Origin of the sequence: Burkholderia sp. WP42 (genome assembly GCF_000745665.1) — a bacterium.
In the GTDB taxonomy this organism is placed as follows: domain Bacteria; phylum Pseudomonadota; class Gammaproteobacteria; order Burkholderiales; family Burkholderiaceae; genus Burkholderia; species Burkholderia vietnamiensis.
Genome location: NZ_KN050724.1, coordinates 386231 through 402352 on the forward strand (window position 1 = coordinate 386231; position 16122 = coordinate 402352).

Annotated in this window: 16 protein-coding genes; 5 read left to right on the forward strand and 11 right to left on the reverse strand. The window is 68.8% G+C overall.

Translation table 11 applies throughout. The features are described 5' to 3' along the window. Positions 1–39: 39 nt before the first annotated feature. The 8 genes from EX20_RS32660 to EX20_RS26335 form a co-directional block, all read right to left on the reverse strand. The gene (locus EX20_RS32660; protein WP_014725296.1) at positions 40–240 is read right to left on the reverse strand and encodes a hypothetical protein; all 201 of its coding nucleotides are present in this window, start codon (positions 238–240) and stop codon (positions 40–42) included. 32 nt (positions 241–272) lie between these two features. After that, a complete protein-coding gene (locus tag EX20_RS26305) occupies positions 273–2495 on the reverse strand; it encodes a tetratricopeptide repeat protein (protein WP_034195291.1) in 2223 nt (740 codons plus the stop codon). Further along, positions 2492–6124, reverse strand: coding sequence for a tetratricopeptide repeat protein (locus EX20_RS26310; protein ID WP_231572301.1), 3633 nt, complete (start codon positions 6122–6124; stop codon positions 2492–2494). Before EX20_RS26310 ends, EX20_RS26305 begins: the two co-directional genes overlap by 4 nt. Before the next feature lie 137 nt (positions 6125–6261). After that, entirely contained in the window at positions 6262–6924 is a 663-nt protein-coding gene (locus EX20_RS26315; protein WP_034195246.1) for a PulJ/GspJ family protein, read from the reverse strand. After that, a complete protein-coding gene (gene gspI / locus EX20_RS26320) occupies positions 6908–7318 on the reverse strand; it encodes a type II secretion system minor pseudopilin GspI (RefSeq protein ID WP_063710896.1) in 411 nt (136 codons plus the stop codon). The genes EX20_RS26315 and gspI overlap by 17 nt, the downstream gene beginning before the upstream one ends. 612 nt (positions 7319–7930) lie before the next feature. Next, a complete protein-coding gene (locus EX20_RS26325) occupies positions 7931–8137 on the reverse strand; it encodes a hypothetical protein (protein ID WP_034195248.1) in 207 nt (68 codons plus the stop codon). Between the two features lie 332 nt (positions 8138–8469). Then, positions 8470–9069, reverse strand: a complete 600-nt coding sequence (locus tag EX20_RS26330; protein ID WP_034195249.1) for an alpha-ketoglutarate-dependent dioxygenase AlkB family protein — start codon at positions 9067–9069, stop codon at positions 8470–8472. A 261-nt stretch (positions 9070–9330) separates the two neighbouring features. Then, the gene (locus EX20_RS26335; RefSeq protein ID WP_034195250.1) at positions 9331–10479 is read right to left on the reverse strand and encodes a metallophosphoesterase; all 1149 of its coding nucleotides are present in this window, start codon (positions 10477–10479) and stop codon (positions 9331–9333) included. Positions 10480–10482: 3 nt separating this feature from the next. On the opposite strand from EX20_RS26335, the gene EX20_RS26340 reads away from it, so the two are divergent. Both EX20_RS26340 and EX20_RS26345 read left to right on the forward strand, forming a co-directional pair. Further along, positions 10483–10683, forward strand: coding sequence for a hypothetical protein (locus EX20_RS26340; RefSeq protein ID WP_034195251.1), 201 nt, complete (start codon positions 10483–10485; stop codon positions 10681–10683). Positions 10684–11011: 328 nt separating this feature from the next. Continuing rightward, the gene (locus EX20_RS26345) at positions 11012–11719 is read left to right on the forward strand and encodes an MgtC/SapB family protein (RefSeq protein WP_011882531.1); all 708 of its coding nucleotides are present in this window, start codon (positions 11012–11014) and stop codon (positions 11717–11719) included. Positions 11720–11776: 57 nt separating this feature from the next. Here the strand turns inward: EX20_RS26345 and EX20_RS26350 are convergent, their stop codons facing one another. After that, entirely contained in the window at positions 11777–12496 is a 720-nt protein-coding gene (locus tag EX20_RS26350; RefSeq protein WP_011882532.1) for an autoinducer binding domain-containing protein, read from the reverse strand. 73 nt (positions 12497–12569) lie between these two features. Between EX20_RS26350 and EX20_RS26355 the strand changes: the two genes are divergently transcribed. The 3 genes from EX20_RS26355 (at position 12570) to EX20_RS26365 (ending at position 14658) form a co-directional block, all read left to right on the forward strand. After that, the gene (locus EX20_RS26355) at positions 12570–13013 is read left to right on the forward strand and encodes a DUF4902 domain-containing protein (protein ID WP_011882533.1); all 444 of its coding nucleotides are present in this window, start codon (positions 12570–12572) and stop codon (positions 13011–13013) included. A gap of 209 nt (positions 13014–13222) precedes the next feature. Then, positions 13223–13831, forward strand: a complete 609-nt coding sequence (locus tag EX20_RS26360) for an acyl-homoserine-lactone synthase (RefSeq protein ID WP_011882534.1) — start codon at positions 13223–13225, stop codon at positions 13829–13831. A 53-nt stretch (positions 13832–13884) separates the two neighbouring features. Then, on the forward strand, positions 13885–14658 hold the full coding sequence (locus EX20_RS26365; RefSeq protein WP_175464240.1) for a hypothetical protein: 774 nt from the start codon (positions 13885–13887) through the stop codon (positions 14656–14658). 220 nt (positions 14659–14878) lie between these two features. On the opposite strand, the gene EX20_RS26370 is transcribed toward EX20_RS26365, so the two are convergent. Then, positions 14879–15595 (reverse strand): ankyrin repeat domain-containing protein, encoded by a 717-nt coding sequence (locus EX20_RS26370; RefSeq protein ID WP_051974505.1) that lies wholly within the window; start codon positions 15593–15595, stop codon positions 14879–14881. A gap of 152 nt (positions 15596–15747) precedes the next feature. After that, a complete protein-coding gene (locus EX20_RS26375) occupies positions 15748–16038 on the reverse strand; it encodes a VgrG protein (protein ID WP_226151047.1) in 291 nt (96 codons plus the stop codon). Between the last annotated feature and the right edge of the window lie 84 nt (positions 16039–16122).

Sequence of the window (16122 nt, forward strand, 5' to 3'; positions counted from 1 at the left end):
CGCAGTTCCGAGTTGAGGGTCGAGCGCGACCCCGTCGCGTCAGATTGTCGTGCCGTACGTGCGCGTGCTGCCATTCGTCACCCCGAATCCTATGAAATGGCGCTCGGCGACGATCGCGCCGCCCACGACGCCGATCCGTTGCCGCGCCTGGTCGTTGCGCGTCGGCCGGAACCCGGCCGCGGGAATCCCGAGAACATACGAAGGCCCGATGGCAGCGACATGGCGGGTGTTACGGACCATTCCGGCCGCGCGCGAATGGTCCGTAGCTTTTGTCACAGTCGGCCGGCCGCGTGGGCGCGCACACGCGCGGCGAGCGCATCGGCCACGCGCTCGACCACCGCCGGCCAGTCGCCCGGCAGGCGCTGGCGGAACAGCGTCGCGTGCGGATACCACGGGCTGTCGTCGCGCTCGAGCAGCCAGCGCCAGTCGGGCACGCGCGGCAGCAGCACCCACACCGGCCGGCCGAGCGCGCCGGCCAGATGCACGACCGACGTGTCGACGGCGATCACGAGATCCAGCGCGTCGACGAGTGCGGCCGTTTCCGCGAAATCGGTCAACGCGTTCGCGAACGACAGCACGCCGCCGGCCGCGAACGCGGCGGCGTCGCGCGCGCGCACGTCGACCTGCAGGCTGACGAAGGTCGCGTCGAGCGCCATGAGCGGCGCCAGCGCCGCCAACGTCATCGACCGGTTCTCGTCGTTCGCGTGATGCGGATTGCCCGACCACGCGAGCCCGACGCGCAGGCGCCGCGACGGCGCGGCCGCGTCGAGCCGCGCGCGCCAGGCCGCGCGCCGCCGCCGGTCGGCATGCAGATACGGCACGTCGGCCGGCACCGTGTCGAGCGTCGTACGAAACGCGAACGGCAGGCTCATCATCGGGCAATGCAGGTCGAACGCCGGCGCGGGCTGCCCAGCGGCGACGACGCGGCTCACGCCGCGCAGCGTGCCGAGCAACTCGGCCAGCGCAGCCGGCGCATCGATCACGACGGTGGCCCCGCGATCGTGCGCGAGGCTCGCGTAGCGGCAGAACTGCAGCGTGTCGCCGAAGCCCTGCTCCGCGTGCAGCAGCAGCGTGCGGCCCGCGAGCGATTCGTCGCCGGTCCACTGCGGGCGGCCCGCATGACGCCGGTGCAACGTCACGTCGGCGGCGTCCCAGCGCGCCTCGTGCAGCCGCCAGCCGGTGGCGAAGTCGCCGGTCAGCAGACGGCAGAATGCGTCGGAACGGCGGGCGATGCCGTGATTCGGGTCGTGCCGGCAGGCCAGCGCGAAATCGGCGAGCGCCCCCGCGTAGTCGCCGAGCTGCTGGCGCGCGACCGCGCGCGTGCAGAGCTCCTGCGCGGTGCTGCCGGGCGCGGCGGCGGCGGCCGCGTAGCTCGCGAGCGCATCGTCGTAACGGCCGAGCAACTGCTGCGCGATCGCGCGATTGCACAGCACTTCGGCATGCGGACCGCGCGCGGCGAGCGCGCGATCGTAATCGGCAAGCGCGTCTTCACAGGCGCCCAGCGTGCGCAGCGCGCCCGCCCGATTGCGCAGCGCGTCGAAGTCGCCCGGCGCGCGCGCCAGCGCTTCGTCGTAGGCACGCACCGCTTCGTCGTGACGGCGCAGTCCGAGCAACGCGTTGCCGCGGCCGAGCCACGCGCCGACGCTGTCGCGGTCGAGCGCGAGCAGACGGTCGGCGCGCTTCAGCAATTCGTCGTGCAGATGCAGCAGATCGAGCGCGACGCAGCTGACGAACAGCAACTGGGCGTCGTCGGGCATGCGCGTCAGCACTTCGTCGATGCATGCGAGCGCGTCGGCCGGGCGGCCCAGTTCGATCAGCGCATGGCCGCATGCGTAGACGAGTTCGGCGGTCTTGCCGCGCACCACCATCGCGAGCCGGAAGCAATGCACGGCCTCGTCGCCGCGCCCCAGCGCGCGCAGTGCATGGCCGCGTTGCGCGAGCGCGTCCGCGTCGTGCGCGTCGATCTGCAGCGCGCGTTCGATGCTGATCAGCGCGTCGGCGGGACGGCCCAGCACGCGCAGCGCCTCGCCGCGCCGCACCCAGGTCGCGACGCGCCCCGGCTCGCGCAGCAGCGCGAGGTCGTATGCGCCGAGCGCTTCCGCATGCCGGCCGAGCGCAAGCAGCGCGTCGCCGCGCACCGCATGCGCGCGCGCATGGCCGGGATCGCGCGCGAGCGCCTGCGCGGCCGCGTCGAGCGCGTCGCGATGGCGGCCGATGCCGGTCAGCGCCACCGCATGGTTGGTGAAATTCCACGGCTGATCGAGCCCGAAGCGCATCGAGCGCGCGATCTGCGGCTCCGCGCGCGACGGGTCGCCGCGTTCCAGATGCACGACGCCGAGCAGGTGCAACGCCTCGACGTGATCGGGCAGCATCGCGAGCACACCTTCGTAGAGCCGCGCCGCGCCGGCGAAATCGCGCCGCGCGAGCTTCGCGCGCGCGTGTCGCAGCGCGTCGTCGACGGCCGCCCGCAGCGGCGGCGCGGGCACGGTGCTCATCGCGTCGCGCGCGCAAGCAGCGCCGGCAGCGCGGCGCGCACGCGCTCGACTACCGGCGCCCACTGGCCGCCGGCCGGTTGCCGGAACAGCGTCGCGCGCGGATACCACGGGCTGTCGTCGCGATCGAGCAGCCAGCGGAAATCGGGCGTGTGCGGCAGCAGCACGGCGAGCGGGCAGCCCAGCGCGCCGGCCAGGTGCGCAACCGACGTATCGACGCTGATCACCGCATCGAGCGCGCCGATCAGCGCGGCCGTCTCGGCGAAATCGGTCAGGTCGTCGCCCACGAAACGGATCGCGCTCGCGTCGAGCACCGCGCGATCGTCGTCGCGAATCACCTTCTGCACGCTGATCCAGTCGTAGCGATCGTCGAGCAGCGGCAGCAGGTCAGCCAGCGTCATCGAACGGTTGCGATCGTTCAGGTGCAGCGGGTTGCCGGTCCATACGAGGCCGATGCGTGCACGACCGCTGTCGCCGAGGCGCGCACGCCACCGTTCGACCCGCTCGGGATCGGCGCGCAGGTACGGCGCGCCCGCGGGAATCGACGCGAGGTTCGTGCGGAATTCGAGCGGCAGACTCAGCAGCGGGCAATGCAGGTCGAACGGCGGCAGCGGCTCGCCGCGCGCGACCAGCACGTCGACGCCGTCGAGCGTGGCGAACAGCGTCGTCAGCTCGACCGGCGCCTCCAGTACGACGCGCGCGCCGAGCGCCTTCACCAGCGGCACGTAGCGGCAGAACTGCAGCGTGTCGCCGAGCCCCTGTTCCGGATACAGCAGGATCGTGCGACCGTCGAGCGGCATGCCGCGCGTCCAGCGCGGTTGCGCGAAATCGCGCCGGCTGGCGTCGAGCTGACTGTCGCGCCAGCGCCATTCGTACTCGGCCCAGCCGGTTTCGAAATCGCCGGTCGACAGGCACAGGAAGGCGCGCGTGCAGTGTGCGGCGGCATCGTCCGGATCGATGTCGAGCACGCGCGCGTAGGCGTGCAGCGCGTCGTCGTGCCGGCGCAGCGCGCGCAACGCGTGGCCGCGATGGAAGTGCGCGAGCTTGTCGAGCGGCGCGAGCGCGATCGCGCGTGAGAGATCGTCGAGCGCATCGTCGTAACGATGCGTTTCGAGCCGCACGCGTGCGCGCGTGAACCACGCCGGCGCGCACTGCGGGTCGAGCTCGAGCGCGCGCTCGCACAGCGCGTGCGCGTCGGCGTGGCGATCGACGCGCATCAGCGCATCGGCGAAGTTGCACAGCACGACGGTGCTGAGCGGATCGGCGTCGAGCGCGCGCGCATAGCTATCGATTGCGTCCGTGTGACGTCCGAGTTGGCTCGCCGCGTTGCCGCGGGTGGCGAGCGCGCACGCGTGGCGCGGCTCGAGCGCAAGCGCGCGGTCGCAGCGCAGCAGCGCTTCGTCGTGGCGCCCAAGCTGCTCGAGCGCGATTGCGCTGTTGACGAGCGCATCGACGAAGGTCGGCTTCGTCGCGATCGCCGCGTTGAAATCCGTGAGCGCGCGCTCGGGATCGTGCAGATCGAGATGAACGACGCCGCGCAGGAACAGCACGTCGGCACTGCCGGGCGCCAGCGCGAGCGCATGGTCGTAGCTGTCGGCCGCGTCGCGATGGCGGCCGAGTTCGCGCAGCGCGAGACCGCGCGCGCGCATCGCGTCGAACGTGCGGCCCGCGAGCGCGATTGCGCGATCGCAGTCGGCCACCGCCGCAGCGTGGTGGCCGAGCGCGCGCTGCGTGTCGCTGCGCTTCACGTAGCCGTCGGCGAAGCCCGGGGTAAGTTCGAGCAGCCGGTCGTAGGCTATGCGGCCTTCGTCGTGCCGGCCAAGTTCCGCGAGCAGGCCCGCGCGCTGGAACAGTGCGCGCGCGTGCGTCGGATTGATCGCGAGCGCATCGTCGAGCCGTGCGAGTGCGTCGTGTGTGCGGCCGAGCCCAGCGAGTACCGCCGAGTAGTTCGCGAGCGCTAGCGGCGCCGGCTGGCGCTCGATCGAGCGCCGCATCAGCGGCTCGGCATCGTCGAGCCGTCCCTGCTGGAAACGCAACACGCCGAGCAGGTGCAGCGCTTCCGGATGGTCGGGATCGGCTGCGAGCAGCGCGGCGTACGCGTGCTCGGCCTGCTGCAGCGCGCCGTCGCGGTGCGCGGCGCGTGCGCGGGCGAGTAGTTGGTCGGGGGCGAGCGCTTCGGGGGCGCTGGGATTGGGTTGCCTGGCATTGGACGGGCCGGCATCGGCTCGGCTCGCATCGGGCGGGTTACCAATGGGCGCGCTGTCATCGGGCTGGCTCGCACCGGGCCGGCTGCCATTGGACCGGCCGGCATCGGCTCGCCTGGCATCGGGCGGGTTACCAAAGGGCGCGCTGTCGTCGGGCCAGCTCGCATCGGTCCGGCTGCCACTGGACGGGCCGGCATCGGCTCGCCTGGCATCGGGCTGGTTACCAATGGGCGCGCTGTCGTCGGGCGAGCTCGCATCGGACCGGTTGCCATTGGACCGGCCGGCATCGGCTCGCCTGGCATCTGGCTGATGACCAACCGACGCGCTGCCATCGTGCTGACTGCCATCGGCCGATCGCGGCGCGGCCGGCGCGCTCGCGCGTGGCGCTCGTTCCAGGTTCGAGGACCTCGCGCGGCCGTCGAGCGCGTCGTCGTCGCGGCGCAGTGGCGGCAATGCATTGCCGCCACCCGCCAGCGCATGCACCTGATCCGGATCGGACGCCAGCACGCGCTCCCAGCGGGCAAGCGCTTCGTCCGCGCGACCGAGCCGTTCGAGCACGGCCGCGCTGTCGCGCAGCACGTCGAGCCGCGCCGGGTCGGCCGCGATCGCATCGTTGAACGCGGCGAGCGCTTCGTTGTCGCGGCCAAGATCGGCCAGTGCGCGGCCGCGCTCGGCCTCGATCGCGGCCACGCCCGGCCGCAGCGCGTGCGCGCGCTCGAAGCAGTGCAGCGCGTCGACGGATCGCTGCAGCTCGCGCAGCACGAGCCCGCGGTTGAACCACGATTCGCACGATTGCGGGTCGACCATCAGCGCGCGCTCGTAGGTGTCGAGCGCTTCGTCGAAGCGGCCGAGCGCCCGCAGCGCACCGCCGCGATTGCACAGCGCATCGAGCACGAGCGGCGACAGCGCCAGCGCGCGATCGAACGACGCAAGCGCGTCGTCGTAGCGCCGCAGCCCGAGCAGCGTGTTGCCGCGGCGCACGAGCGTCTGCACGTCGTCGGGCGATGCCCGCAGCGCCGCCGCGAAATGGTCGAGCGCCTCGTCGACGCGTCCCTCCTCGCCTACCAGCGCGCCGAGATCCGACAACGCGCGTGCGCTCGCGTCGAGCGCGATCGAGCGGCGCAGCAGCGCTTCGGCCTGATCGGCCGCACCGCGCTGGAACTGCAGCACGCCGTACAGGTGCAGCGCCTGCGGATGATCGGGTTCGTTCGCGAGCACGGCGAGATAGTCGCGTGCCGCATCGTCGAAGCGCCCGGCGCCGTGCCATTGCTGCGCGCGGCCGAGGAGCGCCGCCGCTTGCCATTGCCCGGACGCACCGTTCGCCGGCGCGCCCGCGTGTGGATCATGCCGGTGCTCGACCGTCACGTTCGCCCCCTTCCCGTTTGCCGATGCCGGCGACGGGCCGAAGCGGCCGGTCGCGGCGGTCATGTTCGGCACGAGACTAACGGACGCCCGATAACAGCCGTATGACGAAAGTTACGGACCATTTTTGCCGGGTCACGCAGCGCTCGGTCGGCTGCGGCCGACCGCGGCCGTGCCGGCGCCGCAGGGCGTTGCCGCCGCCGTCACTGACCGATCGCGATCGTCCTCACGTATTCGACCGGCGGCGCGCCGATCGTCACGGCGAAGCGCACACCGCGCGGCAGCGGCATCCCGAGCGACGTCGAATTGCTGATGCCGTGCTGCGCGAGAAACTGCGCGTAGGCTTGCTCGATCGCGGCCTGGCTGGTCGTCCAGCCGCCGGGGGCGATCCACACCGCGAGCTGCATCGCGCGTGCATCGCTGCTGACGACGACCTGCGCGAAATCGTCCATGTGCCGCAGCGCCGCGTCCACCTCGGCGAGCGTGGCGAGCGGCTGCGACGCGCTGCGCACGAGTGCGCGCCCGTTCAGCCGGTAGCGCACGACCTGCACGTGCGTCGGCCCGCTGCCGACGCCGAGACGGCGCACCATCACGAGCTCGTTCGGCCGGATGCGCAGCGGCGGCCCGAACACCTCGTCGGCCGTCACGAGGTTCATCAGGTCGAACTGCAGCTGGGAGAAGTAGCGGCCGAGCAGACGCGTTTGCGCCAGATTCGACGCGATGTCGTCGCGGCCGCGAATCGTCGCATCGAGGCCGCGCCACGACAGCAGAGCGATCACCGCGAGCAGCGCGATCGCGACCAGCATCTCGATCAGCGTGAAGCCGCGCGCATGGAGGCGCGCGGGCCGATCAGCGCCGTGCTTCATTCTGGATCACCGTCACGACTTCGGCGAGCACGGTGCCGCTCGATGCCGACGGATAAACGCTGACCGTCACGCGCCGCACGAGCGGGCTCGGCAGCGTGGCGACGGACTGTCGGCAGACGAACCGGTAACGGCCTTGCGGGCATGCGAACGTCTGCGTGCCGGCGTCCGGCCAGCTCGACGCGATGCGCAGTTCGCCGAGCGCGTTGTCTGCGCTCCAGAGCGCGAGCAGCCGCATGCGGGTCGTGTCGGTATCCGCGGCGAGCGCGCCGATCGCGCGCATCACGGCGCCGAGCGCCACCGCGACGATCGCCAGCGCGATCAGCACCTCGATCAAGGTGAAGCCCCGTCGCGATGCCCGAGCAGCGCGGAAAGTGTCGGTTCTGTCATCGCACATGAGCTGCGTTCGAGTCGGTGAGTCGCCGCCGCGCGGCGTGCGCCGGGCACGCGACGCGTCGCGCAGCGTCGCCATGGCGGACGCCACCCGTGCACGTTAAGCGGAGCGTATGGCACGGACGTGTCGAAAGGTACGGATCATTTTGGGCGGCGCACGTGCCAGGATCACGCCGGTAAGTGACGCGAATGCGTGACGGGGAGCGCAGCAAAGTGGGGAAAGCGGCACGTATGGCAGATGCGTGGCGAAAGCTACGAATCATTTCGGGCGACGCATGCCCCGGCACCACGTCGTTGCATGACGCGATGCGTCGCGAGGAACTGAGGAAATTCGAAGGGTCCGGATCGTTTCGGTCGGACCGCGGGCGGCCTGAGGCACGCGTGCGCGTGACGCAATGCGTGGCAGCGAATGGAGGAAATCGGCGACGAGCACCGCGTATTGCAGCGGTGTATCGAAGCGTGCGGATTATTTGGCTCGATTGGCGCGCGGCCCGAGGTCACGCCGGTGTCTGGCGCGATGCGGGGTAGAGAGCTAAGAAAATCGGAAAGGCAGAAAGAAAGGAGACGACGAACGGACGCCTGCCCGCATACCGCCCGATGCGGCAGCGTCAGCGGCTCACGTCGTCACGGCGTCGTCATACTCGGCGCGCGCCCGCTCGCCGGCGGCATACGCGTCGGCTTCGCGGCGGTAGCCCTCGGTGCTGAACGCGACGACTTTCACGCCCACGCCGGACGTCCGCTTCACCGTCAGCGCCCATTGCCATCCGCCGTCTTGTTCGAAGACGTGCAGCGAGGGTTCGAGGGATGAGTCCAGTACGATCACGGATTGTGCTCCTGCCCTGCGCGTCGCATCGGCGCCGCCGGGCATGTCGAAAAATTGCGCCGAGTGCCGACGCGATCCTGCCATTCGCCAGTCTAGTCAAAGAATGTTGCGACGCACCATCAGGGCTTACACTTGCCTATCGGAACCGGCCAGTCGATCGAAACTGTTCGCAAGTCAAGCGGCACGGGCCTCGCAGGCCGCCCTCCGCGGCGCGCCAGCGCGCCGTGCGTCAACGTGCCACATCGACGACCAGCCAATGGCGACATACGTAATCGGGGCGCGCCAGATGTGCCCGAACGCAGCGACTGTACTCCGGCACGAGCCTCCGGCTGCTACTGCGCGGTCGGCGTCACGAACCGGAACGTGAGATTGACGCGCTCGCCCTGCACGGCCGGCGCCTTCGGCACGCGGTGCAGCCATTCGGCCTGCGTGCGCCCGCGCATCACCAGCAGGCTGCCGTGCGTGAGCCGGTACGCATGCGTGACGCCGCTCGCGCGATGACGCAGGTCGAACACGCGCATCGCGCCGAGACTCACCGACGCGATGACAGGCGCGTCGCCCAGCTCGCGCTCGTTGTCCGCATGCCAGCCGAGGCTGTCCTGGCCGTTGCGGTAACGATTGAGCAGCACGCTGTTGAAGGGCGCGCGGCTGGTCTCCTCGACCGCGCGCTTCAGCTCGAGCACGGCCGGCGTCCACGGCGCCGGCACGTTGCGGATCCCCGAATAAACGTAGACGGCATCGTGCTCGCCCTGCCACGCGGTCAGCCGCGGCAGCGGAATGCGGCCGCGCGGCGTGCGGATCGTGTCCTGTCGCCACGCGACCTCGTCGATTAGCGCGGCCAGCAGGCGGTCGGCATCGGCCGGGGCGAGCCAGTCCGGATACCAGTCCACCTCGGGAGCCGGCGTATCGGCGAAAAGATCGGGCGTCGACATGGCGGGATCAGACAGAGAGCGAAGGACGGGAGCGAATCATCCATGCATGGTAGCCAACGCCGCCTCGCGCCGCCATGCGCGATCGTCGCGGTGCCCATGTCAAGCGTGCGGCCGCGTCGCCATGCAGACCGGTGAGCCCTGCCGAACATCCCGATCCGCACGAGCTGCGTCGTTGGCGCCAGGCATGCCGAACCGGCACGTATGCTCGCGCACATCCCACACCTCCATCCGGACGACATCGCCCCTGACGCACGCCACGCTCTAGCTCCCGCGCGTCAGACGGATCAACGTGATCTCGGACGGCACGCCGAAGCGATTCGGCGGCCCCCAGTAGCCGGTGCCGCGGCTGGTGTAGAGCCACATCGCGCCGATCCGGTTCAGCCCGCCGATCACGGGCTGCTGCAGGCGCACGAACGGCGGCCACGGCAGAAACTGGCCGCCGTGCGTATGGCCGGACAACTGCACGGTGAAACCGGCGCGGCTCGCCGCTTGCGCGCTGCGCGGCTGGTGCGCGAGCAGGATCCTGGTGGCGACGTCGGGCGGCGCGCCCGCGAGCGCCTGTTCGGGATCGCTGCGATGCCCGGGATCGAAGCCGCCCGCCGTGAAATCGGTGACGCCCGCGAGCACCGCGCGTGCGCCGTCGCGCTCGATCAGCACGTGCTCGTTGAGCAGCACCGTCAGGCCGATCCGCCGGAACTCGTCGATCCAAGCATGCGCGCCGGCGTAGTACTCGTGATTGCCGGTGACGAGAAAGCTGCCGTGCCGCGAGCGCATGCTGCCGAGCGGCGCCGTATGCTCGCGCAGCCGCTCGACCGAGCCGTCGACCACGTCGCCGGTCACGACGACCAGATCCGCATCGAGCGCGTTGACCACGCGCACGATCCGCTCGATGAACGGCCGCTTGATGGTCGGCCCGACGTGAATGTCCGACAGTTGCACGATCGTCAGCCCGTCGAGCGCAGCCGGCAACTCGTCGACGGGAATCGACACGCGCTTGACCGCCGCGGTGCGCCGCGCGCCCACGAAACCGATCGCGCTGACCAGTACCGCGGCTGCCAACACTGCGAGCGCCGTAGCGGACGCCGCATCGCTCCACGCGCCGGGATGCACGAATTGCCGCCAGGCGACCACGCCGAGCAGCACCAGTTCGCGCAGCAAGGTCAGCACCAGCAGCGACGAGAAGAAGCCCATCGCGAGCGCGCCGGTCCAGCCGAACAACGTGGCGGCCCAGCCCTCGTCGAAGCGGCGCGAGAACATGCCGACCGGAATCAGCACGACGAAGCTCGCGAGCACAAGCGCCGCTACGGTTCGCGCGAGCGGCGACGTGAACGCGTCGGGGATGATCCGCATCCCGACATACAGATGCAACAGCACGCCGATTGCAATGAATCGGACAAAGAAACTTCGCATGGAATGCTCGTCCTGATCGGGATATCGATTGCGCGCCGCGCGCCGGACGTGAACATGACGTCGGCTCACGTTGTGTCCGGCGTCGCGCGCCCTATGTCCGATGGTACACAGATACCGGGCGGCACGACGGGACGCGCGTCGGGCGTACCTGAGCGGGCGGCGGCGGCCGCGCTCATGACGGAGACGATCGACGCGGCGCAATGAGCATTACCGCATGCGGCGGCCGTCCGCCGACGCTGCCGACGCGATTGACGTACGCGCGAGCCGCCCACTAGAATGCCGCCCATCCCTCCTTCAGGAACCATCGTGGACAGTTGCAGCCCTTCGCTGCGTGCGCCGCTCGCCGCCTGAACGCCTGTCCCACGCAGCCATCCTGCCGCGACTCGCGTTCCGCGAGTCCGCACGCTTCCCGTTTCACACTGAATGACGCATTCGCGCGGTACAGTACCGCGCGATGACGGCCATCGCATCGCGCTCGCCCAGCGCCGCCGCGATGCGGGCCGGCAAGCGCGCTTTACACGGCAGGACCAACATGACGCTCGATTTCGCACTCCGTCTTTTCACCGCGTTCGCCTGCGGCGTCGCGATCGGCCTCGAACGCCAGATGCGCCAACGCACGGCCGGCCTGCGCACGATCACGCTGGTGGCGAGCGGCGCCTGCCTGTTCGTGACGCTCGGCGTGCTGACCGGCAACGGCGTGGCCGGCGTCACGCAGATCGCCGCGTACGTCGTGTCCGGCGTCGGCTTTCTCGGCGGCGGCGTGATCATGCGCGACAAGGGCTCGATCCAGGGCATCAACACGGCCGCGACGCTGTGGTGCTCGGCCGCCGTCGGTGTACTCGCCGGCGCCGGCCACTTCGTACCCGCGCTGGCCGGCACGGGCGTGGTGCTGCTCGCCAACACGGTGCTGCGCGGCGTCAGTCAGGCGATCAACGCAACGCCGGTGTCGAATGCCGATCTGGTGCGCGAATACCGGATCACCGTGATCTGCCTGGCCGCCGACGAAGTGCACATCCGCACGCTGCTGTCGAACGCGATGTACGCGAAGCCGCTGTCGTTCCAGAGCCTGACGAGCGAGGACGTGCCCGAGCAGCCGGACCGGCTGAAGGTCACCGCGACGCTGAAGCTGCATCCGAAAGATCAGCAGAAACTCGAGCAGATCGCGAGCCGGATCAGTATGGAGAAGAGCATTTCAAGCGTGAGCTGGACCGCGAAGGAGGCGGAGCCGATGATGGAGTGAGCGGCGGCCGCCCGATGCGCGCGTGCATGCGGGCATGCAGGCGGCCGCGGTGCCGCGTCAGGGCGTGTCGATGAGGCCGGCAGCGATCGCCTTGACCACCGCCTGAACCTTGTTGGTCGCCGCGAGCTTCTCGAGGATGTTGTTCACGTGGAAGTTCACCGTGCGCTCCGAGATGCTGAGGATCTGGCCGATTTCGCACGCGGTCTTGCCTTCGGCCGTCCAGCACAGCACTTCGCGCTCGCGCGCGGTCAGCGTGACGCCCGCCGCGGGCGACAGCTTCGGCAGCATGAAGCGGCTCATCAGCGAGTGCGACAGGTTCGCGAGCCAGTTGGTCTGCAGCGTCAGCATGTTGATCTCGGCGGGCGTGAGGCGGTCCGCGTGACGCGAGATACTCAGCAGCCCGAACGCTCCGCGCGCGGCCCAGCTCGACTGCGCGACGCCCACGGCCAGCCCGAAGTCGCGCGCGTCCTCCCACAACGGACACGGGTCGATCCGGTCGACGTCCGGCCACACGATCATGTTGGTGCTCAATGCGCCTTCGCGCACCGTCGAGTCGATTTCGATGTAGTTGCGCGCCTGATAGTGCGCCATCCAGCCGTCCGGATAGGTATCGAAGATCGCGACCGCCGGCTTCGATACGGGCAGCGGCACGCGAATGCCGTAACAGCAATATTCGAAGCCGAGCCGTTTAGAATAGGCGGCGATCCGCTGGAAGAGCTGCTGCTCGTCTTCCGCGGCGCTGAATTGTTGGTAGGCATCCTGCCAGCGCAGTTCCATTCTTTCTCCGACAACGTCACGCTGTCATACCTGTCAGGTGCCAGCACCGGTTGGGGGCTGATACATTCCGCGCATGACTTCACCTTTGTTGCACCCGGTCCGCAGTCCGTCTCCGGACGGCTACGTGCGCCTGTCCGCAAGCGCATTGGCCGCGCTCGCGCTCAACCATGTCGCGAGCGGTCTCGATGCCTCGCTGCTCGACGAATTGCGCGAAGGCGGCATCGACGCGCGCCTGGCCGGCTATACCGAATGGCACCGCCCGGCGAGCGTCGGTGTCGCATACCTGACGGTCGGGTGGGACTGGTATCTCGACCGCGCGACGAGCACCTTCGTGATCGCATACGGCGACGTCCGCAGCAACATCATGGCCGTCGACGCGACGGGCGCCGATCTCGGCATGTTCCGCACCGCGGCCGCGCTCGCCACCCGGCTCACGGATCTCGACTGGGCCGCCGCGGTCGCTGCATCGGTACTGGGTCGCAACGACGCCTATCATGCCGGTCCCACGCTCCAGTGACAACCGTCCCGGCTTTCCTCTGACTTTTCCGCAAGACTGGCGCTCTTTATAAGCAAAAGCCGCCCGTATTTCAATCCCGCCGATCAAGAAACCGTTACCACCGGTCGAATGATACCGGTAAGCCGCCACCCTGTAAGAGTTACCAGTTACAGCCTCCTCGGGCCGCGCGATGTAATGCGTGCATCCCAAAGTACCGATCCGAGGACACCATGCGGACCTTCGTTCACGAGGAAGGGCGGCTGCCAAGCGAGCTTGCAGCGGAACTGGGGCGCTATCGGCGCCGTGTGTTCATCGAGCAACTCGGCTGGGCACTTCCGTCTGCAAACGAGCGTTTCGAGCACGATCAGTTCGACCGTGACGATACGGTCTACGTGTTCGCGCGGGACGCCGGCGGCGACGTGTGCGGCTGTGCGCGCCTGTTGCCGACCACGCGTCCGTATCTGCTGGAGTCGCTGTTCGCCGATCTCATCGCCGAAGACGTCGCCCTGCCGCAATCGGCGGCCGTCTGGGAGCTGTCGCGGTTCGCGGCCACCGGCGACGAAGGCGGCGCGGGCAATGCCGACTGGGCCGTGCGGCCGATGCTGGCAGCCGTCGTCGAATGTGCTGCGCAGCTCGGCGCGCGGCAGCTGATCGGCGTGACGTTCGCGAGCATGGAGCGGCTGTTCCGCCGGATCGGCGTGCACGCGCACCGCGCCGGACCGCCGAAACAGGTGGATGGCCGTCTGGTAGTCGCATGTTGGATCGATATCGACCCGCAAACGTTTGCGGCACTTGGAATCACGCCGGGGCGGGCTGCCCGGCAAGCCATCGCCGCCTGAGCCGGAACGCGCGTAGTCCGGCCGGACGGAAATTGTAACGAAGGAGAATCAGTGTGGATCAGTCTCAGGTCTTTCGCGCGATGATGCCCGGATTGACGGGTGCTGCCGGCGCCGGCATCACGCTCGCGTACCCGTTGTTCCCGCGCACGCTGCCGCTCGTGCGGCTCGATCGGCGCGGGCTTGTGTTCCGCGCGAGCGGCGCCGCGCCGCTCGTCTGCGGGCTGCCGCGCCCCGCCACGCTGCTGGTTGCGGACGAGCCGCTCTGCTCGCTGCGCCTCGTGATTCGCGACGTCTGTGCTGCAGGCGACGGCCGGCACGACCTGACGATGCAGCCGTCCGGCGCCGCCGGCGACGAACTGCTATGGCACGCGTTGCGCGAGCGCGAACCGTACCGTCGGATTCGCGAGCCGCTCGCGCCGATCGACCGCGCCATCGACACCGCGATCGCGCCGGGCGGCGACGGGCAGGTGACGGATGCCGCGCAACGGCCATCGCGCACGGCGGCGTTCCGCCTGAGCAGCCACAGCGACGCCCTCTTCTTCGCCGACTGGCTCGAATATCACTTCGACGAGTTGCATGCGCTGGCGCAGGAGCGCGGCCCGCAACTGCACCTCAATCAGTTGCAGCGGCAGGTGGCAGACGACGAGGTCGGCGTACGGTTCGTCTATGACGTCAATGGGCATGCGACCCGGCACGCACTGACCGATTGCGCGCGAGAAGCTTGCGCCTGGATCGAGACGGAAATGCGCGACAAGTACGCGGTGCCGGTCGCGCAGGAGCGGTTCGGCGGATTCTCGGGGAACGTTGCGTTGCACAATTACAACTAGGGCTTGCCAGGCCTCGGGTTTTCCCTTAAAGTTCGAACTGTCTCCTCCATGTCTCCAAGCATGGATTCAGCCCGCTCAAGTAGCGGGCTTTTTCTTGTCTGCGATATTTTGATGGGGACGGATGAGGGGATGCAGTCCGGCTGCCCGCGGCGTGGCGGTTTTGAAGCTTCGCAAAGCGATGAGAGTCGGGCGTGCGACGCTTCAACCGTCCCGCGTGCGTTCAATCCGTCTGGCCTGCCGGCGTCACGACCTTCTCGCCGCGAGCGCGCATCGCTGCGCGTTGCGCCTTCGGATCGAGCGGCGGCCACGGCGCGCCGGCCGCGACGATCTTGCGACGAATCCCCTCGATACGCGTACGCGCCGACGAATCCGCGGTCGTATGGTTCTTCAATTCGTTCTGCAGCACCCACCCGTACGACACCCCGAGCTGGCTGGCAGTCTTCGGATCGGCGCCGTGCGCGAGCAGGTAGTCGACGACGTCCCACTGCTGAATCATCGTCGCCTCGAAGAGTGCGGTCTTTCCGAGCGAGTCGCGCGCATTCACGTTCGCCTTGTGCTCGACCAGCAGCTTCAGCTGGGGCAGCAGCCGGTTCTCTGCAACCGCGAAGATCATCGGCGTGTCGCCGTTGTACAGCCAATTGGGATCGAGTCCGCTGTTCAACAACACGCGCAGAAGGTTGGGCGTATCGGCCCGCAATGCGACATCGACCACCGATCCACCGCTGCTGCCAACCGGGGCCTTCGGATCCGCACCGCTCTTCACGAGCACCGAAATGATCTGGTACCGCGGATTAGACGCATCGTTCTTGACCGGAACGATTTCCTGCACTGCGTACGACAGCAGCGTCGTGTTCTTCGCGCCGGACGCATTCAGATCGGTCTTCGGCGCGAGTTGCTGAACCCGCCCGAGATCGCCGTCATGAATGGCCTGAGCCAACGTGAGTTGCTACCCCGAAAAGAAATCTTCCGGTGCGTAACGTTTGAAGCCGGTTATGTTCGTCCCTTGGGCTTGAATGGGCCACCAGAGCGGTGAGGTCACTCCAACGAGTGCGACAATCGCGCCGGCGGTTATCGCTTTCTTGTATCGCATCAGTGAGATGAGTTCATCTGTGAAACCAGGCCGAACTGATCCGTCGCGACCTGCTGGTTGATCCCGTTCGTCACGTCACCCATCAAGTGACGGCCAACAGTCGTGATGCTCTGACCATCGAGCGTGACGGGAGTACCGACCGCTTTCGGCATGAGTTGCGCGGTACCGTCACTGATCGGTCCGAGCCGCCCTTCCTGAAGCCCGGTCAATATGTCACCGTCGACGCGATAGGCCGTGATGTTGGTCGATTTAACCGTCTCGCCGTACTGCGCCACCGTTTCAGGATTCATTGTCCTCGAAGTAATGCCGGGCTTGTTATTCAAAGGTAGAACATCACACCTAGCCAAATCTCACGCCGCTCCAAAGGACGATCA